General features: G+C 57.9%; 21 protein-coding genes. 8 read left to right on the top strand and 13 right to left on the bottom strand.

Annotation, left to right across the window (positions count from 1 at the left end; translation table 11 throughout):
* Positions 1 to 26: 26 nt before the first annotated feature.
* From AC0B60_RS04795 to AC0B60_RS04780, 4 genes are all read right to left on the bottom strand, one after another.
* Positions 27 to 596 (bottom strand): TMEM165/GDT1 family protein, encoded by a 570-nt coding sequence (locus tag AC0B60_RS04795; protein WP_465084456.1) that lies wholly within the window; start codon positions 594 to 596, stop codon positions 27 to 29.
* Between the two features lie 230 nt (positions 597 to 826).
* A complete protein-coding gene (locus AC0B60_RS04790; RefSeq protein ID WP_465084694.1) occupies positions 827 to 2,218 on the bottom strand; it encodes a DHA2 family efflux MFS transporter permease subunit in 1,392 nt (463 codons plus the stop codon).
* Between the two features lie 39 nt (positions 2,219 to 2,257).
* The gene (locus AC0B60_RS04785) at positions 2,258 to 2,683 is read right to left on the bottom strand and encodes a MarR family transcriptional regulator (protein ID WP_007154667.1); all 426 of its coding nucleotides are present in this window, start codon (positions 2,681 to 2,683) and stop codon (positions 2,258 to 2,260) included.
* Between the two features lie 190 nt (positions 2,684 to 2,873).
* On the bottom strand, positions 2,874 to 4,160 hold the full coding sequence (locus AC0B60_RS04780; protein WP_465084454.1) for an MFS transporter: 1,287 nt from the start codon (positions 4,158 to 4,160) through the stop codon (positions 2,874 to 2,876).
* Positions 4,161 to 4,466: 306 nt separating this feature from the next.
* Between AC0B60_RS04780 and AC0B60_RS04775 the strand changes: the two genes are divergently transcribed.
* The 4 genes from AC0B60_RS04775 to AC0B60_RS04760 all read left to right on the top strand — a co-directional run bounded on the left by AC0B60_RS04775 (position 4,467) and on the right by AC0B60_RS04760 (position 9,348).
* Entirely contained in the window at positions 4,467 to 5,372 is a 906-nt protein-coding gene (locus AC0B60_RS04775) for a helix-turn-helix transcriptional regulator (RefSeq protein WP_465084452.1), read from the top strand.
* Between the two features lie 9 nt (positions 5,373 to 5,381).
* Positions 5,382 to 7,148 carry an ExeM/NucH family extracellular endonuclease gene (locus AC0B60_RS04770; RefSeq protein WP_465084451.1) on the top strand — a complete coding sequence of 589 codons (1,767 nt, stop codon included), beginning with the start codon at positions 5,382 to 5,384 and terminating at the stop codon, positions 7,146 to 7,148.
* 102 nt (positions 7,149 to 7,250) lie between these two features.
* On the top strand, positions 7,251 to 8,153 hold the full coding sequence (locus AC0B60_RS04765) for an alpha/beta fold hydrolase (RefSeq protein ID WP_465084450.1): 903 nt from the start codon (positions 7,251 to 7,253) through the stop codon (positions 8,151 to 8,153).
* Between the two features lie 121 nt (positions 8,154 to 8,274).
* Positions 8,275 to 9,348 (top strand): AraC family transcriptional regulator, encoded by a 1,074-nt coding sequence (locus AC0B60_RS04760; RefSeq protein WP_465084448.1) that lies wholly within the window; start codon positions 8,275 to 8,277, stop codon positions 9,346 to 9,348.
* 5 nt (positions 9,349 to 9,353) lie between these two features.
* Here the strand turns inward: AC0B60_RS04760 and queE are convergent, their stop codons facing one another.
* Positions 9,354 to 10,010: a 7-carboxy-7-deazaguanine synthase gene (queE, locus tag AC0B60_RS04755; protein ID WP_465084446.1), complete on the bottom strand. Its 657-nt coding sequence runs from the start codon at positions 10,008 to 10,010 to the stop codon at positions 9,354 to 9,356.
* Positions 10,010 to 10,675 (bottom strand): 7-cyano-7-deazaguanine synthase QueC, encoded by a 666-nt coding sequence (gene queC / locus AC0B60_RS04750; RefSeq protein WP_465084445.1) that lies wholly within the window; start codon positions 10,673 to 10,675, stop codon positions 10,010 to 10,012. Before queC ends, queE begins: the two co-directional genes overlap by 1 nt.
* 165 nt (positions 10,676 to 10,840) lie before the next feature.
* Here queC and AC0B60_RS04745 point away from each other — a divergent pair, with 165 nt between their 5' ends.
* Positions 10,841 to 11,377 (top strand): 3'-5' exonuclease, encoded by a 537-nt coding sequence (locus AC0B60_RS04745; protein ID WP_465084444.1) that lies wholly within the window; start codon positions 10,841 to 10,843, stop codon positions 11,375 to 11,377.
* Positions 11,378 to 11,394: 17 nt separating this feature from the next.
* On the opposite strand, the gene AC0B60_RS04740 is transcribed toward AC0B60_RS04745, so the two are convergent.
* Positions 11,395 to 11,634 (bottom strand): hypothetical protein, encoded by a 240-nt coding sequence (locus AC0B60_RS04740; protein ID WP_465084443.1) that lies wholly within the window; start codon positions 11,632 to 11,634, stop codon positions 11,395 to 11,397.
* Positions 11,635 to 12,247: 613 nt separating this feature from the next.
* On the opposite strand from AC0B60_RS04740, the gene AC0B60_RS04735 reads away from it, so the two are divergent.
* Positions 12,248 to 12,517 (top strand): hypothetical protein, encoded by a 270-nt coding sequence (locus AC0B60_RS04735; RefSeq protein ID WP_465084442.1) that lies wholly within the window; start codon positions 12,248 to 12,250, stop codon positions 12,515 to 12,517.
* Between the two features lie 24 nt (positions 12,518 to 12,541).
* Here the strand turns inward: AC0B60_RS04735 and AC0B60_RS04730 are convergent, their stop codons facing one another.
* Genes AC0B60_RS04730 through AC0B60_RS04720 form a run of 3 tightly spaced genes read right to left on the bottom strand, consistent with a single transcriptional unit; the run spans position 12,542 to position 17,126 of the window.
* Positions 12,542 to 12,955, bottom strand: a complete 414-nt coding sequence (locus AC0B60_RS04730; protein ID WP_465084440.1) for a response regulator — start codon at positions 12,953 to 12,955, stop codon at positions 12,542 to 12,544.
* A 45-nt stretch (positions 12,956 to 13,000) separates the two neighbouring features.
* Positions 13,001 to 13,561 carry a hypothetical protein gene (locus tag AC0B60_RS04725; RefSeq protein ID WP_465084438.1) on the bottom strand — a complete coding sequence of 187 codons (561 nt, stop codon included), beginning with the start codon at positions 13,559 to 13,561 and terminating at the stop codon, positions 13,001 to 13,003.
* A 43-nt stretch (positions 13,562 to 13,604) separates the two neighbouring features.
* Positions 13,605 to 17,126, bottom strand: coding sequence for a response regulator (locus AC0B60_RS04720; RefSeq protein ID WP_465084436.1), 3,522 nt, complete (start codon positions 17,124 to 17,126; stop codon positions 13,605 to 13,607).
* A gap of 138 nt (positions 17,127 to 17,264) precedes the next feature.
* On the opposite strand from AC0B60_RS04720, the gene AC0B60_RS04715 reads away from it, so the two are divergent.
* Positions 17,265 to 18,269 carry a hypothetical protein gene (locus AC0B60_RS04715; RefSeq protein WP_465084434.1) on the top strand — a complete coding sequence of 335 codons (1,005 nt, stop codon included), beginning with the start codon at positions 17,265 to 17,267 and terminating at the stop codon, positions 18,267 to 18,269.
* Here AC0B60_RS04715 and AC0B60_RS04710 read toward each other — a convergent pair.
* Complete coding sequence (locus AC0B60_RS04710) at positions 18,263 to 18,517, bottom strand: hypothetical protein (protein ID WP_007154683.1); 255 nt, start codon at positions 18,515 to 18,517, stop codon at positions 18,263 to 18,265. The genes AC0B60_RS04715 and AC0B60_RS04710 overlap by 7 nt on opposite strands.
* Positions 18,518 to 18,881: 364 nt before the next feature.
* Here AC0B60_RS04710 and AC0B60_RS04705 point away from each other — a divergent pair, with 364 nt between their 5' ends.
* Positions 18,882 to 19,226 carry a hypothetical protein gene (locus AC0B60_RS04705; protein ID WP_007154684.1) on the top strand — a complete coding sequence of 115 codons (345 nt, stop codon included), beginning with the start codon at positions 18,882 to 18,884 and terminating at the stop codon, positions 19,224 to 19,226.
* Between the two features lie 4 nt (positions 19,227 to 19,230).
* Here the strand turns inward: AC0B60_RS04705 and AC0B60_RS04700 are convergent, their stop codons facing one another.
* Positions 19,231 to 20,517, bottom strand: coding sequence for a serine hydrolase domain-containing protein (locus AC0B60_RS04700; RefSeq protein WP_465084432.1), 1,287 nt, complete (start codon positions 20,515 to 20,517; stop codon positions 19,231 to 19,233).
* A gap of 114 nt (positions 20,518 to 20,631) precedes the next feature.
* On the bottom strand, positions 20,632 to 22,206 hold the full coding sequence (locus AC0B60_RS04695; RefSeq protein ID WP_465084431.1) for a sensor domain-containing diguanylate cyclase: 1,575 nt from the start codon (positions 22,204 to 22,206) through the stop codon (positions 20,632 to 20,634).
* Positions 22,207 to 22,400 lie beyond the last annotated feature (194 nt).

Here is a 22,400-nt window from a genome sequence, read left to right as displayed (position 1 = left end):
CCGGTCTGCAGCGATAACAGCATGCTTCAAACCGACGTCAGGGCTGTCCAAACCGTGGCAACAGCCAGAATCAAAAATAGTAGGCTGGCCCCAATTCTGGCCGTAGCCAGTGGTAACCGCTCCATCAACCATTTACCGGCCATGATAACCGGTATATTAGCCAGCAGCATACCAACGGTGGTGCCCATAATCACCCAGAAGGTTTCCGTATATCGTGCTGCCAGCACCACGGTTGCAATCTGGGTCTTGTCGCCGATTTCCGCCAGGAAGAACATCACGGTCGTAGCCATGAAGGCCCCCATGCCCAGAAACGCCGAATCACCATTGTCATCTTTATCCGGAATCAACAACCAGAGCGCAATGGCCACAAAACTGATGGCCAGTATCCAGGGCAACCAGGCTTGTGGAATCCACTCCGCGATCCAGGCGCCCAACAAGGCTGACAACGCATGGTTCAGCAGGGTAGCGACAAGTATGCCAAGAATAATGGGCGCGCGCTTGGCGTAACGGGCAACCAGGAAGAGAGAGAGTAGTTGCGTCTTGTCGCCGATCTCCGCAATGGCGACCGCAAACGTTGAAGCGAGAAAAGCGTCCATGAAAAACTCCGGGGCGGACATTCAGACATGAGACAGCTCACCTTCCGCCCTGGGAGGTGAAACTGCCTCAGGTCTTGCCAATTTCACCAGTGTGCCGGTGAAACATGATAGCCACGGAGATTGAGCTCCAAGTATGTTGACTACCATCCGCCCCTGGAAACGGGTTCCGTTGCGGAGGCTACTCCCCTGAAGAGTGCGGAAATGTTAATCAATAACTCGCCGGATGACAACTACGCGCGCATTTTCCAAACCGGAATGGCCGCCACCGCCACGAACACAGCGACCAACCACCAGGCCGAGTGAAAAGCCTCGATAGTGGGAATGCCGCCACTGTGATCACCAAACTCGATGGTCAGGGCCACGATATTGACGCCAAAGGCCCCACCCAGCTGGCGGGTAAAGTTGATGGTGCTCGAACCGGCACCGAGTTGTTCCGGCGCCAGTGGATTCAGGGCGCCTGTTGAGAGTGCTGGCAGCATAAAGCCGATACCGATTCGCCCCAACACGGTCCATAACGCCAGCCAGCCAAAGGCGAGCTCAATGTCCGATACCGCAAACAACATGGCCGATATGGCGAACAGGACAATACCGAATATCACCAGCTTACGGGCACTCAGGCGGTCCGCCAGTCTTCCGGCTAACGGGAAAGTCATGCCCAGCACGATGCCTGCTGGCAGCATGAGCAAACCGGCTTCGGTGGCGGTGAATTCCAGGGCTGTCTGGACGAACAGAGGTACCAGGTAAGTGGAGCCGAACAAAGCGAGCCCCAACGCCATGGCACCCACGTTGGCGTATACGAAGGCCGGATTGCGTAAAAGCCCTATGTTCACCAATGGGTGGCGGGCGCGTCTCTCACGAATCACAAACAGCGTCAGGGCAACGACGGCAACAACGCCCTCGATCGCAATTCGTGCCTCCTGTCCCGCCAGCTCCTGCAGCCGGTTGAGGGTGTCCAGAGACAGACCGATGGCAATGCCCAATAGCACCAACCCAAGAAAGTCAAAACGGTAGGGAGCCGGGCGCGAAACCGGCAGCGGCAGAAAGCGCCATGCCATAAACACCCCGGCCAGGGTGACGGGCACCGGGGCGAAAATCACATAGCGCCAATCCAACTGGTCCACCAGGAAGCCCCCGAGAACCGGACCCAGGGCTGGAGCGAGAATCACACCCATGCCGTAGATCCCCATGGCTTGCCCACGACGGTTGCGGGGGAAAATCCGGAATACCAGATACATACCCATGGGCTGCATCAGCCCCGCCATGGCACCCTGGCCAATGCGGGCGGCAATCAACTGTTCCGGGGAGGTGGCAAAACCACCGAGAAGTGAGATCACCGTGAACAGGAACATGGCCGTCGCCAGGGTCTTGCGCACTCCGAAGTGATCCAGAAGCCACGACGAGGCCAGCATGGTCGTGGTCATGGCAGCAATGAACCCGGTGGCCAGCCAGTGCACCTGGCCCTGCCGAATACCGAATTCCAGCATGATGTCGTGGAGGGCAACGTTGACCACGGTTGCGCTGAGCACAGTTGCCATGGTGCCCAGCATCACCGTGGCAACCGCCAGCCAACGCCAGCGCTCACCGTAACGGGCCCTCAGCCCCTCAACCGTGTTATCACTCAGACCAAAATCCCTCCAGGTGGAGGTATCGACAGCACACCATTACCGTTGGCGCTCCGCATTCTCCAGGATCTTGTGGAATACCTTGACGGCACCTTCAATGTCCCTGTCGCTAATACCGTCCAGCATCTCTTCACGCAGGCGGGCCGCACGCTCGGTCAGGACATTCATGAACTCGGTCCCGTCTTTGGTGAGATGAAGACGGCGGGCACGGCGGTCATTGGGACAGGGACGGCGCTCAATCAGGCCCTGCTGTTCCAGGCTGTCCAGCAATCGCACCAGCGTCGGATTCTCAATGGCCATCAGGCGGGCGAGCTCACGCTGGGTCAGTCCTTCGCCCCCTTGCTGCAGATAGACCATGGTGGTCCAACGAGCCTGGGTGACACCCAGATCCTTAAGGCGTTCATCCAGCAATTTGCGCCAACGACGGGTGACCCGGGCGACGGCAAAGGGAAATTGATCTCTCATGATCTGGGACTCCGGTAATGGGTATCGACGGCTGTACTACCTGATAACGAATACCACTGCCGAAACGGTGCAGTGACGGATGAAGTTACCAATAGTAAGCTAACAATTACGATAAAAACAGATATGCAAGGTGAAACAAAATTGGGGAAAACCGAGAGACGTGGCCCGGGGTTCGAGGGAGACCGATCAATCAACCAGTCTTTCGCATGTCCTCTTCCTGAAGCTCCGTCGCTTCCGCGGACGAGTGGAACTCCTCGTTCCGGGGATCCATTTCCGTCAGCACCGGCGAGGTCTCAGGCATGGCAGGTATGAAGTGTTCCTGCTCCGCCACCGGCACGTCGTCAGTGTGACTGATGCGGTAACTGGTTATCACAGCCAACACGACCAGGAACCCGGCGTTGCCAAAAAACAGCCCCCTGGGGCCCAGTATGCCGACCAGTTCGGCCATGACGATGGGGCCAATAACACTGCCCACGCCATAGCTCAGCAGCAGTGTCGCGCTGGCGGCCACAATACGGTTGCTCTCCATCCGGTCGTTGGTAATCGCAACCGCGATTGGATACAGAGTGGCTGACAGCCCCGTAAACAGACCAACCAGCAGAGTCAGCAACCACATCCTTTCGGCCCCAAGGACGCCAACCAACACCGCCGCGGTGCCCGCTGTTACCGCTACCCAGAACATTACACGGCGACGATCAAACCGGTCACACACCCGCCCCAACGGCCAGGCCAGGAGCATCGCCGCAACAATGGCACTGGCCATGAAGGTAGACACCCGACTGACCTCCAGACCGACCAGGGTGGCGTAGACGGGGCCAAGCGCATAGAACGAACCGATCATGACGCCGCAGATCAATGCGCCGGAAACCCCGGTGAACGACTCACGCGCCAGGGTGAAAAATGACAATCGCTCTGACTGCTCGATCACCGGGGCGTCCATGCGTGTCAGCGACAGGGGAATCAGTGCCAGCGTCAGCAAAACGGCGGCCAGGGAAAACGGAATAAACGAGGACGGCTCGCCCACATTGATCAGCAACTGTCCACCGGCCGCGGACAGGTAGAACACGATCTGGTAGACCGCGAACAGGGCCCCCCGGTTAGCGTTGGTGGCACGGCTGCTGAACCAGCTCTCAATGACCACCAGCACCCCGGCCACACTGAAACCGGACAACGCACGGAGAATCGCCCAGAACACCTCGGACACCGCCATCGGATACAGCAGGGCACACACTGCCGCCATAGCGGCAAAGACCGCAAAAGCCCGGATATGCCCGACACGACCGATAATCAGATGCACGTAGAGTGTGCCCAACACGAAACCAATGGAGTAGCACACCAGAATCCAGCCGATAATGTTCGGCGAGACCGCTTCAATACTCAGTCGTACACCCAGCAGGGTCATCAGAAAGGCGTTGCCACTGACCAGAAGGACAATACTGAGGATCAGGGCTGAAAGCGAGGTGACCATTCGGGTCATCAGTCAGACTCCGGCGTACTTGATACGGTTGATACAGGAATGTAATGAAAGTAGCAGCAACGCCGGAACATTGTAGAGCGCGAATTAGAACAGGGCATAATCCACAAAACCACTACGCAGTTCCCGAAATTCCCAATACTGCTTGCAGCGCCGCAATGACTGGATTTAACATCATTTTACATTAAGGTGACGTAACACACCCTGGTGGTCTGAAGGGTTAACATGTGGGTAGTTTGATCGCTGCCTATTTGAACCCACGAGAGTCTCTCATCTCATGCAATCCACGCTAACCATGAGCGCCTGGTTATGAAAAAAACGGACTGGCCTATTCGATGGGATCTGTTGCTTCGCTACCGGCTGATTGAAATCATCGCCCTCTGGGAAGGACGGCTCACCACCAATCATATCTGCCACAGTTTCGGCATCGGGCGACAGCAAGCTTCCAAGGATATCAACACCTACTTGCGGGAGCTGGCGCCGGACAATCTGATTTACGATCGCCATCTCAAAGGCTATGTGCCATCGTCCGGTTTCCGGCCGGTGGTCACCCAAGGGCACGCCAGTGAATATCAGGACCTGCTGGCCCGCCAGGACAGCCTCAGCGAGGCTTTTGAGTCGCTTAATATCAGCCTGCCTGACAACGCCATCGTCCGCGGACCGGAGCGGGTTGTTAAGCCGGAAGTCATGCGTGCCGTGGTCACGGCAGCCCGCCATGGCCGGGTGATGAAGGCAGAGTATGCCTCCCTTAGCCCGGCTGGCGTTTCCCAGCGCACTCTGGAACCCCACACATTGGTGTGTGTCGGTCAGAACTGGCACCTCCGTGCCTGGTGCGACTCCAACCGGGAATTCCGGGACTTTGCCCTCAGCCGTTTTCGCGGCAAGCCGGAAACCACCCGGCAACGCAGCCGTCACACGATCCAGCATGACGATGACTGGAATCGTCAGATCTCTCTGGTCATGATGCCTGACAGCCGCCTGAACAAGGCACAGCAGGACATTGTCGCCACCGACTACGGCATGAGCGACAACCGGCTCGAACTCACCATTCGCGCGGCCCTTGCACCTTACATACTGTCCCGGCTCGACCTGGGTTCAGACAGCCAGCACCCGGACCCAATGGTCCAGCAACTGGAACTGGCCAACGAAGAACAGCTGGGTATTGCGGAGTCGGCCCGTGAACGGGCGATTAAAGCAGTGGCAGGGCTCTGCTAGACTGGGAGGGTGACCATAACCAACCCTTCAATATCCCGGCGCCTTGCCCTCACCCTACTCATCTGCCTGCCCGCTGCCGCGGCGGGCGATTGCGGTACCGGGGCTGTCCCGGTTTCCCGCATCCAGGGCGAGGGGAGTCATTCCCCGCTCGCTGGCCAGACCGTTTCCGTTGAAGGCATCATAACCATGGACGCCCGCCAGCAGGGCGGCTTCCGAGGCTTTTATCTGCAACAAGCTGATGGCGAAACGGATAACGACCCGAAAACCTCCGAGGCGCTGTTTATTTACACCAACCACTCCGACGGACAACGCGGGGAACGGGTGCACGTCTCCGGGCGGGTGAAAGAATTCCATGGCCTGACCGAGCTCACCGATATTACCGCCATCACCCGTTGCGGGGATGGTCATCTACCAGAGCCTGTCCCCGTCACGCTGCCTTGGCAGGATGGCCAGCCTCCGGAACACCTGGAAAACATGAGGATCAATGTCGCCGGTGAGCTGACGGTTATCGACCACTATAACCTGGCCCGTTACGGTGAGCTGACCCTCGCAGCTGCGCCCCAAACGATGGCCACGGAGATCCTGGAACCGGGACCGCGGGCCCAGTCGCACCACAAGCAGCAGGCGATCAACCGACTGTTACTTGATGATGGCCGGGGTGCCCGCAACCCGCGCCCTATCCCTTGGCCTAAGCCGCCATTATCCGCAGGTAACACCGTTCGCACCGGTGACGAGATCAGCGGGTTAACGGGCATACTGGATTTCCGATTCGGTGCCTGGCGGGTGCAACCGCAATCAAATCCGACCTTCAGGCCTGCCAATCCACGCCCGCAGGCACCCAAGCGACCAAAGCTGACCACGCTCAGGGTGGTCACACTCAACCTTGGCAATTTTTTCAACGGTGATGGCCGTGGCGGTGGTTTTCCAGCAGCACGGGGTGCCCAATCCGACACTCAGTTTGAACAGCAGAAAGCACGCCTGCTTGCCGCACTGACCATCCCGGATCCAGACATCCTCGCCGTAACAGAAATGGAAAACGATGGTTATGGGAGTAACAGCGCCATTGCCGAACTGGTCAAAGCCCTGGGTGCACATTGGCGTTACGTGGAAACGGATGACAACACCGGCAGCGATGCCATTCGCACTGATCTGCTGTACCGCAGCGACCGGGTGATCGCAGAAGGCCCTGCCAGCAGACTGACAACGACACCGTTTGGTCGACGTGGCCGGCCACCTGTGGCCCAGGTATTCCGCCCCATAGGCCGTGACCGGGCCTTGAGGGTTATCGTTCCTCACCTCAAATCAAAGGCCTGTCGTGGCGCCAGTGGTTCGAACCAGGACCAGGGCGACGGCCAGGGCTGCTACAGCCACCGCCGTGAGCAGGCGACCCGGGCCATTATCCGCTGGACCCATGCTCTGCCGCACCCGGATGGCCTGTCCGGCACCATGATCACCGGCGACATGAATGCCTACGCTCGGGAAACGCCGCTGCAACTGCTGGAAGCGGCAGGCTTTATCAACGCCGTTCGTCACATACACGGCTGCACCGAAACCGCCTGCAAGCACACCAGTTATACCTATCATGGCCGTAGCGGAACCCTGGACTACAGCCTGGTTTCGAACGGACTCCTCCCACAGATCGTCGGTGCCCGCACCTGGTCGATAAATTCCGATGAACCCCGGGCGCTGGGCTACAAGGGGCCGGTTACCGTGCCCACAGGCCAGCCCTGGCGCTCATCGGACCACAACCCGGTCATCACCGACCTGTCACTCTGATTCCACCTTGCCCGCGAGCCGCAGTTTCAGGGCAGGTAGGCCAAAGCCCGGCGTGGGATAAGCGGTACACTGGTTCCAATCCAGCTGAAACGGAAACCGACCGTGAAAATACCCACTCCAAACTTATGGCCCGCCGCCCGCACCGGTCAGCGATGGCTGGTACAGGCAAAACGTCGTGAAACCGTGATCGATGGCCACCGTATGGTGTATCTGGAAAAAGGGACCGCTGTCGCGGACCGACCCACGGTTATACTGATGCACGGTTTTGCCGCCATGAAAGAGAACTGGGCGTTCTGGCTGCAGCGGCTGCCCGAACACTGGCATGTTCTGGTTCCGGACCTGCCAGGGCTTGGAGAAAGCGAGTACCGTTCGGACGCCGATTACGGCTACGAGGCCCAGGCATCAAGGCTGGCAGCCTGGATCGATACTCTGACCACCAACAGCCTCCATCTGGTCGGCAGCTCCATGGGGGGTGCCATTGCCACCGTCCTCGCCCACAAAATGACACCCGCACCCGCTTCCCTCACGGTGCTGAACAGCGCTGGCATACCCGAACATACAAACGTGGACCTCAACGCACCGTTCGAATCTGACCGCGACGCCATTCTCATTCCCCGGGACTGGACCGGTGTCTACCGGATGTTCAACAGCGTCGGCAGTGGCAGGCCAACCGCCATGGGCGTCGCCATGACAGGACTCCTGGGGCCGGACCTACTGCGACGAACCGAGTCGTTGCGCCACATCTTCAACGACATGCTCGCCGACGCACTGGCACCGGCACGCTACCTGGGCTCGGGCACGCCTCCTCTTCAGGTCCAGTGGGGTGATCGGGACGTCATCACTCCCACACGCTGTGTTGACTGGTATCGAAAGGTCACGCCCGAAGCAGATATTCACGTGTTCCGGCGGGTGGGCCATCTTCCCATGCTGGAGAATCCGGGCCACTCAGCCCGCACTCTGGCAGCCTTCATCGCACGCCACTCAGCGGGCGACCAGATCTGTTAATTGGCCTGCATATCCTGTTGACCCGTCAGCGAAGTCATGGGGTGGGAGGAACATTCCGTTCATAATCATGGAAGAAGTTTCATCCCTGACATAACAACAACAGGAAACACGAGGAAATCCCATGCGCGCCTCAGTATCTACCACTCAGGATCTGGGCATGCCGGCCATTTACCTGCACTTGCTGGCGGAGTTGCTTAGTACCATCGGCGTCGATGAAAAAGCGCTGCTCAAGCGTGTCGGCCTCGACCCGGTGCGTTTGCAGTCAACCGATTTAAGAGTCAGTCAGTCACAGGCCAGCGAATTCGTGACCCGCGCCATCATCGAAAGTGGCGAGCCCGGGCTCGGCATCATGCTGGCCCGGGAACTTCGACTACCATTGCACGGCGCCCTGGGCACTGCGGTCATGAGCAGCCGCACGCTGGCGGAGGCTCTGGACCTGATGACGCGGTACCTGACCCTGCGTGCCCCACATCTGCAGGTCAAGCGCTGGCAGCACGATGGCCAGGCTATCTACGCCATTTCGTGCGGCATTGATCTGGGACCATTACAGGGCTTTATCATGGACGCCATGCTGTTCGGCTGCGCGTCCATGGGCGCGCAGCTGACGGGCTCACCAGTTGCCGGCTCGTCGATTCAGCGACGCGGCCCGGAACCGGCCTACTTTCACCGCTTTCGCCAGCAAATACCGATTCCCGTGGTGTACGGCGCTGCCGAAGATGCGATTGTCATTCCCGATTCGCAACTGGCATTGCCCATCCGTTTTTCCGACGATCAGCTGGCCGCCTCCTCGAAAGCCCAGTGTGAGGAGGCCCTGCGCCTTCTAACGGAAGATGCCGGCTTTGCCTGTCGGGTCAGGCGGGTGATTGAAACCAGTCACCCGTTCCCACCGAAACTGGCCAGGGTGGCCACAACACTGTTTGTGTCGGAGCGCACCCTGAAACGACGTCTACAGGCGGAGGAAGCCAGTTTCCAGCACCTGGTGGATCAGGTTCGATTGGAAAGAGCGGGTGAGTTGCTGCAACAAACCGCCATGAACCTGAGCCAGATTGCCGACGCCCTGGGCTATGCCGACGCTGCCAACTTTACCCGGGCGTTCAAGCGCTGGACGGGACAGAGCCCCAGCCACTACCGAAACCAGGCCTCCCTGCCAACAACGACGTCAATCAAGAGAACACCGGCCAGTGCAATGGTCTGAGATACTCAGTCGATGCCAATGATCTTGTGCATCTGCAGGGTCAACCGCCACTGAGGGTGTGTCAGGCAGTAATCCGTGGCTTTGCGGGTGTTACTTTGCTTGACGGGGTCAGGCTCACCCTCTGAGACGGTCGGCGACGCCATTGGCGAGAGAAAGTAGTGGCTGGCCTGAATGTCAGTGAAGCGTTCCGGCATCGCCAGGGGTTGAGGGTACACCACTTTGAGCTCATCACACTGGCGCAACACTACCGGCGCGTCCGCCTTAGGGCTCACACACAACCAGTCAATACCGGCTGGTGCCGGCAGTGTGCCGTTGGTTTCCACGCCTACTTCAAAGCCGGCCCGGTGAAAGGCATCAACCAGCTCATTATCCAGTTGCAGCAAGGGTTCACCGCCCGTGCACACCACATAGGGCCGACCAGACGCATCTGGCCAAAGGCAACGAATATGCGCCGCCAGCGCATCCGCGGTTTCAAACTGGCCGCCGTTCTGGCCATCGGTACCTACGAAATCGGTATCGCAGAAACTGCATACGGCATTGGCCCGGTCCTTTTCACGGCCGGTCCAGAGATTGCACTTACTAAAGCGGCAAAACACCGCTGCTCGCCCGGCCTGGGCACCCTCACCCTGCAACGTATAAAACGCTTCCTTTACCCGATACATCAGGTTTTCACCTCATAAGGCAAGGGGTCTGAAACGCCGTTGGCGGCAAACGCCTCCAGACGTTCCACGCAGGAGCCACAGAGGCCACAGGCCTGATCGCGGCCGTTGTAACAGGTCCAGGTTTTGCTGTAATCGAGCCCCAGCTTCAGACCCTCGGCAAGGATGGCACCCTTGTCCGAGCCCATGAAAGGCGCTTCTATTTTCACGGGGTCGTAGTTGGCCACCTGACAGACGGCATCCATTTTTTCAACGAACTCCGGTCGACAGTCCGGATAGATAGCGTGATCGCCACCATGGGCACCGTACCAAACAGCAACAGCACCGGCGGTAACCGCATAACCGGTGGCCAGCGACAACAGAATCATGTTGCGGTTGGGCACCACGGTGGCCTTCATGTTGTCTTCTTCGTAGTGCCCCTCGGGCACTTCCACTGCGTCCGTCAGGGCCGATCCAGCCATGACTTCACTGAGCGCACGAATATCGATCACCTTGTGCGGCACAGACAACTCGTCGCATACCTGGCGGGCGACTTCCAGTTCGCGAACGTGCCGCTGGCCGTAGTCAAACGACAGAGCATGAACCTTATACCCTCGGGCACGGGCAAGGTGGAGCAGGGTGAACGAATCCATTCCCCCAGAGTAGATTACAACGACGGTTTCGGTCATCAGGTCATCCCGGTTTCAGACAGCCCGCAGGGCGTCACTGGATTGTTATAGGGTCGGAGTATCATCCGTGGACACATTGTAACAGTGGAATGCGACGATGGGTTCGCGTCTGCAGGAGCGTGCGGGTAAACTCTGATGACGGCACAGCAACAAAAACCAGGCGGAATGAAAACCAGAACCAGCCCAGCCTTTATTGACTTCGAGGCCTCCAGCCTCGACCTGATCGCCAGCTATCCGATCGAGGTGGGCATATGCCTGCCCGACGGCACCTTGCACAGCTGGCTGATACAACCCCATGTACTTTGGCAGGACTGGTCACAAAGTGCCGAGCAGGTTCACGGAATCACCCGGGAAACCCTGAAAACGGAGGGTACACCCGTGTCGGAGGTTGCGGCACACCTGAACCAACTGCTCTCGGGGCAGGTATTCTGCGATGCCTGGACGTTTGACAGCTTCTGGCTCCACCGCCTGTTCCGTGCTGCCAACACCCGCGCCGACTTTCAACTGGAATCCATTTCCATGTTGCTGGATGGCCATCAGGTAAGGCACTGGTCGGCATCGCGTCAGCAGGTTATCAACCGTCTGGGGTTACCCGTGCACAGGGCGGCAAACGACGCGCTTATCCTCCACAGAACCTGGGAAGAGATCCAACTGTTCGCTGCGGATGACGAACCGCTTCACGGCCGCAGCCGGCAGGTCTGAGATTCCCATCAAGGAACTCAGCGCCGGGAGCTATTCACCTTGAGGGCGAGGACTTCGAGGCCATCACGCAAGGTGTTCAATGTCCAGTAGGTCACCAGCACCATCAGCGCCGCCCCAATGACGGTAAAGGAAAAATCGTCACCTACCATCTCACTGCGAGCAATGAACAGGTAAACGGCGAGCGCCAGGACAAGCAGCGCTTCAACAATGGCGTGTGACTGTAACCGGTTTTGTGCAGATCCGTTTTCTTCGGACATTTTACTGGGTTTCAACCTCTGGTTTCTGGCAATACATTGCATTGATTAGTGTGCAAATTATCGCCAAATATGGCCCGGGCGTCTGTACGAACTAGTGGCTACGAGGTTTCCACGATGCCGTCAGACACACACTTTTCGGACGGCCAAAAAAAACGCAGCCCAGAGGGCTGCGTATAAAGGAGAGATCCATACGGTACGCCACAGGTAAAAGGTGGGCACCGAAGGATTGCACAACGTAAAACACGTGACAGGACGAATTATGGCTGTTTCGAGAAACCACGTCTGTAGGGGTTTGCCGAAGCACTCAGCCCCTTGCAAAGCCATGGGCAAGCGATACACTGATGACAGTACCGAAACCGATATGCTCGGCAAACGATGCCGGAACAAGGCCCATGACTATGCTTCAGAAATGCCAATATCTGATGAATGACGCGGACGCGATTGCGCACCGCAATGGTGGGGCGTGTGCACACTCCATGGTGAACGACATCTAACGGCTTTCGGTCAGTCCCGGGAGCCTTTGGAGCGACCGGGCCAGCTTCTCCGCGAGACCCCGGTTGCCCAGAGCGCCGGGGTTTTGTTTTTGCAGCCGCAAAACGACAAGGAGAAGATCATGAAGAGACATCTGACAAAAGCAGCAAACCAGCCGGCGAGCAGCCGCACGGGACCTATTCGGCGCCCGGAAAAGCTGCCGCTGCTGGATGCTATCTGCAAGAAACTGAACCAGCGCGTCAACCTGGATGACGAACAGCGGGTGCTGGGGCTGTATGAGCGTGGCTGGATATTCAAGGGTGTTCTGGGCAACCTGAACGATGGCGAAGCACGATACGTGCGTGCTCTTGCCACTCGATACGGTTCCTGGATCTCCCGCCAGGTTGCGTGATGGAAAACCCGATGGGCCGAACCGTCAGTGTTGGCGGTTCAGCCCCCGTATCATCGCGGCATCGCTGCCGTGCACCATGGCGTAGTTGTTCACCACGTCGTGGATTTTTTCCTGAGAATAGGGTTTGACCACGTAACCGTTAGCTCCGGCACTGATGGCTTTCTGGATGCTGTCGATTGAGTCATCCGCTGTCACCAGAACAATGTGCTGATCCTTGCGCTTGGCCTTGAACTCTTCCATCAACTGATGACCATTGCCGTCCGGCAGCCCCAAGTCCAGCAGGATGATCTGGAAGACGTCGGCCTCAAAAGCGGCCCTGGCACCCGCAATATCCGGACATTCAACCACGCTGCTTGCGCCAGCGGTGTAGAGCATATCCACCAACCGCTCCCTCATGACCGGCTCGTCTTCCACCACCAGTATTCTCATGTCACTCATATCCTGCCTCCTGATTCTATTTTATACCCAGCCCCACAAGGCACTTCAAAAGGAATCACCGCCGGTTCGCCGGGGAATGGCCAATGGCTCATGCTGAGCAGTGGCTGGCGCGGGTTCTCCAGTCTCGCCCTGGCGAACGCCAGCGGTGCGTGACGGGCTGGCGTCAGCGCCGCCGGACCGGGTCAGGATATTACTGATACTGACGGCCGTGGTGTAGAGCGAAATCGCGATGATCAGCAGGATAGGCTGAACAAACGCCACGAATCCGGGCACTTCGCGATGACCAGCGATACTGAGCATGAGGATGATGGCAGGTCCCAGCACCACAAACAGCGTCAATGCAATAAAGAACACAATGCGCTCCTTGTAACGACCCAAATCGCGGTTACTGACCAGCCCCAGCACGAACTTGCCTATGGCCAGCCCGGCCAGTATCGCAGCCGCAATGCTCAGATCGGGCCTTAACAGCGTCTCGTATAACTGGCCATCCCATAACCGTTGCATGCTTATGACCAGGAACGGAAAGAGGACAAACAGAATGTCGGCGTAAGTGCCGTACATCATGCTCAGCGAGTGCTGTTCGCTTTGCTGGAAGTTTTCACTCATCAATCATGATTCCTGTTGTTATCGGTAACCGAAATACCGGTTGTCATAGGCGTTCCTCTCGCCCCAGCAGTGCCCTGTCGATCATGTCACCCAGGGTTTGCAGTTGGCGGTGAACGAGGTCCCAGTCTTGGTCTTCAACGTTCACGCAAGCCTCCAGTTTCCCCGCCTGCCGTGTCATGTCAGGATAGCCCATGGCGCCGGCGGTGCCTTTGATCTGATGGGCTTCGGATGCCAACCGCTGCTGATCATGACCCGCGGCGGCGGCTTCCATGGCCACTTTTCGGGTCGCCAGCCCATCGAGGAAGCGTTCAACCAGGTGGCCGATGTCTTCATCCTCCGTAGAGTCCATGTTCGGGCCATCGGACTCTTCAAGGAAACGGTCCAGCGTGGTCAGCAAGTGCTTACTGTCGATGGGCTTGTTTAATACCCCATCGCATCCGGCTGCCATCAATGCGTCGGTTTCTGACTGACCACCGGCGGTGAAGGCGATAACCGGCCGGCGGAAGCCCGTCTGTCTCAGCAACCGGGTAGCCTCCACGCCGTCCAGACCCGGCATATGCCGGTCCATCAGGACCATCTGCACCGATTCGGACAGCGCCGTTCGGACCGCATCATCGCCACTGGCAACGGTGATGACATCCAGCCCCTGGGCCCCGAGCATTTGCTCCATCAGACGACGGTTGTCCCCGTTGTCCTCAGCGACCAATACCGTGCCGTTATAGTGCCGGTGACCATCGAGTTCACTCTCCGGCTGCACCACCAGATATCTGGCCATGACCTCATAGAAACGCTGTTTGTCGATAGGTTTGGCCAGATGGTCATTACAGCCTGCGAGGCGATAGTCTGCAATATCCTCCGCCATCACATTAGCCGTCAACGCGATGATCGGGATATTCAGGCCAGCTTCACGAATGGCGGCCGTTGCATCCCGGCCGTTCATCACCGGCATCTGGATGTCCATCAGGATCAGATCAAAGGACTCCCGCAGCGCCAGATCCAGTGCTTCAGCGCCATTGCCGACATGGACCAGCTCGGCACCCGTACGCCCCACAAGCAGGGACACCAGGCGACGATTCACGTCATTGTCCTCCGCCAGCAGGATACGGCCGGAAAGCCGTGGCGCAGTCACCATGGGAATACTGCGCCGACGTTGCGACAATTCCGACGCGTCGCGCAGGAAGTGGATATCCTCCAATGGGCCGGTGGCAATGGAGAGCTCAAACTCACTGCCTTCGCCATAGGTGCTGGTAACGGATATGTTTCCACCCAGCAACTCCGCAAGCCGACGAGAAATGCTCAGCCCAAGACCGGTTCCGCCATATTGCCGGGCAATAGCGGCGCTACCCTGGGCAAACGGATCAAACAGTCGACCCAGCTGCTCGGGTTTCATGCCGATGCCGGTATCCACCACCCTGGCCACCAGGGCCTGATGCTGCCGTTCACATCGAATGTTCAGAGAAATTGACCCTTTTTCCGTAAATTTAAGCGCATTTCCGCACAAGTTGATGATGATTTGCCGAAATCGGGTTGGGTCCGTCGCAATCTTCTCTGGCAGGGGATACTCGCAGATGATATGAAACTCCAGTCCCTTTTCCCGCGCCCTGGGTGCGAAGAAAGCGCGGATTTCGTCAAGCAGTTCCGGCAGGTTAACGGACACAATATCCACATCCAGCTTGTTGGCGTCGATCTTGGAGTGGTCCAGGATATCGTTGATCAGATCCAGCAGGTGACGGCCACTGCGCACCACCGTTTCCGCACTGGTGTGTTTCTCCCTCTCGGTCAGGTCCGGGTCGAGCAGAGTTTCGCCATAACCGATAATCGCCGCCAGCGGCGTGCGGATTTCGTGGCTCATGTTGGCCAGGAACTGACTCTTGGCTTCAGCCGAATTGCGGGCGAGTTCTTTTTCCAGGCGTTCCTGCTCCCGCTCACGTTCGATACGCTGGCGCTGATGGCGCTCGGTGGCGTCAATGCAGGTACCTTCAAGATGGGCGGGATCGCCATCGGGGGTATACACGGTATGTAAAGAGATAGTGGCCCAGCGCTCTTCACCGGAACGGGTGTAATACCGCGCCTCGATACCCTTGACCGTGCCCCGGGATTCCAACTGCCCGATCACCCAGCGGCGTACGCGCTCATCCGCAAAACAGGTTTCCAGTGCGTCCGGGTCAAGATCCAGCAGCTCCCGGCTGCTGGTGTAGCCCATTAACCTCGCCATGGCGGGGTTGGCGGTGACGAAACGCCGGTCCAGCGACATCTGGAATACGCCCTCGATGGCGTTGTCGAACAGCGACTGGTATCTCCGCAGGTTGGCCAGCGCCCGCTGGCTCCAGCCCAGCGCCTCACCCTGTACCTGTTTGATTCGGTCGGCCAGGGCAAAAGAGAACAGAATGATCTGGGCCGTCAGGCCAAACTGCGGCGCGTAAGACGTGAACATGTTCAGCGGCAGGTAGCCCATTACCGTCAGGCCATAGATGCCAAACCCCACCAGCGCCAGGGTCCAGGCAAAGAAGTAGGAGCGCGCTGCCGGGTTGTAATAGCGCCAGGACAGGTAACTGACCACGATCAGGATAATGCTGAGCAGGATCGACGCCAGCACGATCCATTCCATCGCCGTGTGATAGGGCAGAAATAGGGATAGCACAAAGGTCGCCACAATGGCGTACAGGCAAAGCTGGATAACCTTGTCCAGATCCGCCGATCGCTCCCGGGTTTCCAGCAGGGACCGGGCCATCAGCAGGCCCCAGAACCAGGTATTGATGATCTGGTAGTGGAGGTACTCCTTGTGCAACAGCGCGGGGCGATTCTCCAGTAGCTGGATACCATGCACCTGTTCGGTGGCTATGAATACCGTGGCCGATACCAGATACATCACGTAGTAAACATTGCTGCGTTCGCGCACGGACACGGCTACAAACAGGTTGTAGGCGAGAATGGCCAGGATGCTGCCAAGCAGAATACCCCGCACGGCTTCATCGACCGACACCTTCTCGATATAAGCATCGGGGTGCCACAGAGTGATAGGCAGGCGGAAGGTATTGGTATTGGTAATGCGCAGATAGATGCGGGTTGAGCTTCCCGGTTCCAGTGACAATCGGAACGTGGGGTTGGGTACTGCCAGGTCACGCCCGGACCAATCGCCCTCGTAGCCGGCACGGCGCTGCTCTACCAACTCGCCATCACGGACCAGATAGATCACCACCTCGTCCACCAGTGGCAGGGCCAGCTCCAGTATCCAGTCTGTCAGTGCTGCACCGGCACCCACCTCGACATCGAACCTGGCCCAGTAAGCAGACTCCGTGTAGCCAAAGTTCAGCACACCGCCCTCATGACGGGTGAAAGGCGCGGTATCGCTACTCAGGATGTCGCTGAAATCGAGGGTGTGCTCCGGGTCCTCCAGGTACCAGATACAACTACCCAGATCACGCACACTGCTGGTGGCGCTGTTCAGTACGATCTCGCCATCCTGGCATCGCTCCTGCGCCACGGCGGAGGCCGGAATAACAATAGCCAGAACCGCAAGCGCGATGAAACGGAGCCACCGGACGTGGCATTCCCATTGCTGCAAAATGTGATCTCCGCGAGGGCAGATGCCTTTTTTATGGTTTATTGTCAGCAGTCATGCAGGTGCCGAACGAATTCAGCGGCACCTTAGCTAAACACTTTAGCGTTTTACCGACAACGACGCATCTCAGGGTCACTTGAAATGAGACATTCCTGCATTTTCGCCGCCATTCCCCTGTTTGCCCTGACATTGGCCGGCTGTGGGCCGGACGACTCCTCCGACAGCAACTACATCAATCCGGCGGCCAGTGTGTCGTTGTCTTTCGAGAGTTTCGCCGTCAGGGACGAAGACGGCCTGTCGCCGGTACTCCCACAGACCACATTCTACGATGTGTATCGAGGCATTGAACCCGCGGACGGCGAGAACGACGAAGGCGTGGTCGCCCAGCTCCGCGATCGCTTCGATTTACTGATGGGGTTAACGCCAAGTGATGATGGGACAACCTACACCCAAGCGCGAAATCCGATGGACTTCCTCCACTACGTCATCAGCACGAATCAGGTGAACACCTTCAATGATGGCCGGCGGCTGATGCGCGACAGCATCACCCGGGGCGAGGGGTCCCGTTACAATACCCCGGCTAACGATGCACTGATCCGCTTTACCGAAACCGGCGGCAACAATGGCGAACCACCTGAGCCGGATCAGATCTGGGTATACGTCCTGCTCGACTGGACCAGCAACCCACAGCTCAACAAGGTTTTCCGGGCGGCCCAGTTTGTCGCCAGGAAACCCGCCGATGATGACACCTCGCCACCAGAGGTGAGCAGCGCAGTCTGGAGCGGCCGTTTTCACGGTCCGGATTTTTCGGTCAGCGGTTACAATCAGCCAGAATATGCCGTCATCAGCCTGACCGGACGGGAATTTGGCAATGCGGAAATGCGGCAGGAGTTTATCGGCAACAAACGCGACACGCTGTCACTGACACAGACCTCGGGAATAACCATTGACGGTGAAGAGCCCGATTGTATTCGAGTGGATGTGAACTATGAGGACGCCAGGGTGCGTGTATTCACATCCTTCGATGAGCAGCCCAGCAGCACCAACGACGGGGAAACGACTCTCAACCCTGCCCACTGCGGCAACCAGCAGAACGGTGTCGAGGCAATTGTCTACGAGTCCGTGATCATCAGCGAGCGTCAGTAAACGGCCCGGTCCTGCATGTCCCAGTTTTTGAGAAACCCCTTCTTGCGGTCAATCATGCGCTCGTAGGTCGAGATCATGATGGCGGCGTGGGGGGCTTTGGTCAGTCGGAGGGTTTCAATGCGGCGCTCAAGGCGCGCCACTTCAGTACTGACCTGCTGGCAGACGTGAGACCGAACACTGTCGTGATGGTCAAGCTTGACCGGGCGTGGCTGCTCTGGCCCGGGCTGTGGCTGCGTGTGTTTATCCATGATCGTCCTCTTCCAATGAGTATCCAATGATCAATACGCCGAAACCGTTGATTCCGCCCACGTTTCAATGGCTCTTTCTGGCCGGGCTGGAAGTCCTTTTATCCTTTTGTTTCGTCAGGCTTTTCAAAGCCTCAGTACATACTGTAGCAGGCTTTTGCCGCTTTGTATGATCAGACGCAATTCTGCACAACTGTCAGACAAAACTCAATAAAAATGAATAGAGTTTCATATTTTTTTCAGCGAATACGACTCCACTACCCAAACTACACGAACAAACCCCTGCTATAGTTCCCTTCAGATAGCCACATAGAGCGCAGCCGTTAGCAGTAACGACCCCCCTCCATTCGGGCCAGGAAGACCGCTTATGAACCAGACATCCGTTGCCGACACACTAAGGGAATACCTTTCCCTGCTGGAGCTTCTTGACGATGCGTACTGGGAAGCGAGCTCAATTCAGCACAAGGACATGCTTTACGACATCATCAGCATCTTCAGCCAGGAAGTGGCCGAGATCAACAAGCTCAGCGTCATGGACCATCATTACCCCTACGAAGTTATCACTGAGGGTATCCGGCGGGTGGTTCCCAAGCTGGAGCGGCTAGATGAAAGCCGGGAGGATGTAATCCAGAGAACCCAGACACTAACCGACTTCCGGGATATCCTGTCGTCAGTGCTGGGGATACTCGAGGAACAGCTGGCGACCCTTTAAATGGTCAGGCCGCCACCAGCGGCCTGCGATTTTCCGGCATCAACGGAAAGCGGTCGCACACAGTGTAGACAAACCGTGCCAACGCCGGCAGGTGGTGACCAACAATGGGCATGCCGGTATTGAGCAGGCTGACAGAAATATCCCGGGCCGCATCCGCCCAGCACAGCTTGTTGATCAAACCAATGTGACCGAAGGCATGCCTGCTGTGCTGGCCCCACAGCCCCACGGGGTTGCCTCCAAGCATCATGCCTGCGCTGAAGCGCATGGGGATCATCATGGTGCGGTCGATCTGTAGCGAGCCAAATTGTTGGATGGAGCGCCTGACGGTCATCTCGCTGCAGATGCGTTTGCCATTCCAGACCCCGCCATTGAGCATCATCTGAAAGAAACGCCCCATTTCTTCGGCGGTGCCACACAAGTTGCCCGCCGGTATAACCGCTTCCTGGAAGCGAGGATCATTGGAAACCCGTTCCACGGTGCGTATATCGCCTCCCAACGCCCGGTTCACGATCCAGGATACCGGAAAACGCGGCGTCGGGCCGGTGGCATAGTTGCCGGCCAGCTTATCCACGTCTGCAGGCGCAATCCCGTAGGTAAACCACTTCATACCCATGGGCTTGCGGAGGTGCCTGTCGATGTACGACTCGATGGTGTCGCCGGTCACTTTCTCCAGCACCCGCTGCAGCACGAATCCTCCGGTGATGGCGTGATACGCCACTTTCGCACCGTCCACCTCCACCGGCTTCGCCTCACACAGCAGTCGCCAGATTTCGTCCCTGTTCCAGAGCACATCAATGGGGGTTTCCCGGGGAATCGCCGGAATGCCACCACGGTGGGAAAGCACCTGGTGAATGGTGATGGTGCGCTTGCCACCCCCAGCGAATTCCGGGCAGTAGTACGACACCGGGTCCATCAGGTTGACCAGCCCTTGTTCCGCCAGGATGTGGATCAGCAGGGCAGTGACCGCCTTGGAGGCGGAGAAATAACAAATGGGCGTCTCCGTGGTCATCGGCACTTTCATCGCGTCCATGGCGTCGTGGGGCCCGTTGCCACTGGCATAGCCGATGGCTCGATGGAGGATTTGTTCGCCCCGGTGCCTGACCGAAAGCTGTATACCCGGGTGCACCCCGGTTCGGTACAACCGCTCAACGCTGTGCCAGATGGCCTCGACAACCTCGGGGCTCACACCAGCCAGTTCCGGTTTCTCGCCGGCCTCATCGCGGTGGGTTACTGACGCCAGATCATTGGGGACAAAAGAGGTGTGGAGCGCACGGCGGGCAATTCGGTTCATCGCTTGACCTTTGATTCCAGAGACTGTCTTTTCGCACATCCTGACGTTGAATGCCTCCCGGCTCATTGGCCGGATAGCGGGCCTGGCAGCGTCAACTCATCCAGCACATCGTCTTCAGGGATTATGGGCTTCCTCGGTCAAGGGTGCCAGTACCACCTGATTGCGGCCATCGGCCTTGGCCTGATACATGGCCCGGTCGGCTGCGGCGCACAGGGCATCGGCGCCTTCGCCATGGTCTGGGAATACGGAAACGCCGATACTGATGGTCAGTGCAACCGTGTTGCCATTCCCCAGAGGCTGCGGGGCATCACTTACCAATCTGCGAAGTCGTTCTGCCGTTTCCAGCGCCTCGCGACAGTCCATTTCCGGCAACAGAATAACAAACTCTTCACCGCCAAACCGACCGACACTATCCACACTCCGCACGCTCCCGGCTAGCAATGCGCTAGCTGCCTTCAGCACAGAATCGCCGGCAGCGTGTCCATGGTCATCATTAATGGTCTTGAAGTGGTCAAAATCGATCCACAACAGCGCCAACTCACGGTCGTAACGTTTGGCCCTGGCGATTTCCTCTTCCAATATGCGAGTCATCTCCCGGCGGTTCAGCACCCCGGTCAGCGAATCGCGGGTTGCCAGTTCCGACAATTCTTCCTCCAGTTCCTTACGATCCGAAATATCGAGGATAATCCCCTCAAGCACCAGTTCACCTTCTCCCTCGACACCCCGTCCACGCTCCCAGACCCATATTTTTCGGCCGTCCTTACGGGTTATCGGATATTCAATGGAGAACGGCTCGGCGTTACCGATGGCTGATTCAACCGTTCGCAGGATCGTTTCGTTGCTGGCCTCGTCGATGAGTTCTGCATAGCTGACCTGGCTGTTGTTCACCAGATCATCCGGCTCATAACCGGTCAACTCACGGCAGCCGTTGGATACAGACAGCATGGTCCAGAACTCGTCATACCGGCAGCGGTAGGCCATTCCAGGCAGGTTGTCCATGATCGTGGATAGCTGGCGTTCACGACGTCGAAGGGTGTTCTCCGCCTCGCGAATATCGGTGATGTCCTGGCCAATAGCAATGGAGCCGGTGATCACACCGGCGTCATTGCGAAGGCTGCGCGAGTTCCACGACAGCTGACGCTCGCGGCCATCGCGAGTGGTGATCCAGGTTTCGTAACCCACAACTTCACCTTCGTCACGCAGGATTTCACCGGCCCTTTCACGAATTCTCACCCGATCTTCGTCGTCCGGGTATAACAGTTGCCATATTCCGTCTGAATCCATAACCTCTTCTCTGGGATAGCCGCTTATATCTTCCGCAGCCTTGTTCCAGAGCACGACCCGCCCCTCCGGGTCCAGCACATTGATCCAGACATTGGCACGCTCAATCACGCTTTCGCGGAACTGGTTCAGTTCGCGGATCTCTTCCTGCTGATGGACATTCAGAGACAGCAATGTCCGGTCACTCACGAATTGCCGAATCAACGACAGGAAAAGTACGAGCGCCGTCACAAGGACGAAGAGCGCTCCTTTGTATGTCTGCACCCGGCTCAGTGTCTCCGGGTCGGGAAACCACTGCTGCACCAGGTAGTCTGAAAACGTTATCCACAACCAACCTACCAGCAGATAGGTTCCGACAATCCATAATGATCGCCGCAGCGGCGTATGGCGGCCTTGAATCTTCTCCATTGACGTACTTTCCCCGGGTTCCGGCTGCTTCCCTGTCGGTGCGAACACCTCGGGCCCAAATAACAGGCGCTACATTCTGAAAATAGTCACAGACGACCCTGTCGTCGAGGGAATATTGCAATTGATGATGTTTGAGGAGTAGCCGCATAAAAAAACCCGGAGGGTGTTTCCACCGTCCGGGTTTCGCCAGGCTC

The sequence above is a fragment of the Marinobacter sp. V34 genome (assembly GCF_055524115.1).
Note: the sequence above shows the minus strand (reverse complement) of the source record. Positions and strands in the feature narration are given on the sequence as shown.

Excerpts from the sequence above, each read along its gene's own strand:
- AC0B60_RS04735 (WP_465084442.1), top strand. The coding sequence starts at position 12,248 with ATGAAGAGACATCTGACAAAAGCAGCAAACCAGCCGGCGAGCAGCCGC.
- AC0B60_RS04760 (WP_465084448.1), top strand. The coding sequence starts at position 8,275 with ATGCGCGCCTCAGTATCTACCACTCAGGATCTGGGCATGCCGGCCATT.
- queE (WP_465084446.1), bottom strand. The coding sequence starts at position 10,010 with ATGTATCGGGTAAAGGAAGCGTTTTATACGTTGCAGGGTGAGGGTGCC.
- AC0B60_RS04700 (WP_465084432.1), bottom strand. The coding sequence starts at position 20,517 with ATGAACCGAATTGCCCGCCGTGCGCTCCACACCTCTTTTGTCCCCAAT.
- queC (WP_465084445.1), bottom strand. The coding sequence starts at position 10,675 with ATGACCGAAACCGTCGTTGTAATCTACTCTGGGGGAATGGATTCGTTC.
- AC0B60_RS04745 (WP_465084444.1), top strand. The coding sequence starts at position 10,841 with ATGAAAACCAGAACCAGCCCAGCCTTTATTGACTTCGAGGCCTCCAGC.
- AC0B60_RS04725 (WP_465084438.1), bottom strand. The coding sequence starts at position 13,561 with ATGAGTGAAAACTTCCAGCAAAGCGAACAGCACTCGCTGAGCATGATG.
- AC0B60_RS04785 (WP_007154667.1), bottom strand. The coding sequence starts at position 2,683 with ATGAGAGATCAATTTCCCTTTGCCGTCGCCCGGGTCACCCGTCGTTGG.
- AC0B60_RS04795 (WP_465084456.1), bottom strand. The coding sequence starts at position 596 with ATGGACGCTTTTCTCGCTTCAACGTTTGCGGTCGCCATTGCGGAGATC.
- AC0B60_RS04775 (WP_465084452.1), top strand. The coding sequence starts at position 4,467 with ATGAAAAAAACGGACTGGCCTATTCGATGGGATCTGTTGCTTCGCTAC.
- AC0B60_RS04740 (WP_465084443.1), bottom strand. The coding sequence starts at position 11,634 with ATGTCCGAAGAAAACGGATCTGCACAAAACCGGTTACAGTCACACGCC.
- AC0B60_RS04705 (WP_007154684.1), top strand. The coding sequence starts at position 18,882 with ATGAACCAGACATCCGTTGCCGACACACTAAGGGAATACCTTTCCCTG.
- AC0B60_RS04710 (WP_007154683.1), bottom strand. The coding sequence starts at position 18,517 with ATGGATAAACACACGCAGCCACAGCCCGGGCCAGAGCAGCCACGCCCG.
- AC0B60_RS04780 (WP_465084454.1), bottom strand. The coding sequence starts at position 4,160 with ATGACCCGAATGGTCACCTCGCTTTCAGCCCTGATCCTCAGTATTGTC.
- AC0B60_RS04730 (WP_465084440.1), bottom strand. The coding sequence starts at position 12,955 with ATGAGTGACATGAGAATACTGGTGGTGGAAGACGAGCCGGTCATGAGG.
- AC0B60_RS04715 (WP_465084434.1), top strand. The coding sequence starts at position 17,265 with ATGAGACATTCCTGCATTTTCGCCGCCATTCCCCTGTTTGCCCTGACA.
- AC0B60_RS04695 (WP_465084431.1), bottom strand. The coding sequence starts at position 22,206 with ATGGAGAAGATTCAAGGCCGCCATACGCCGCTGCGGCGATCATTATGG.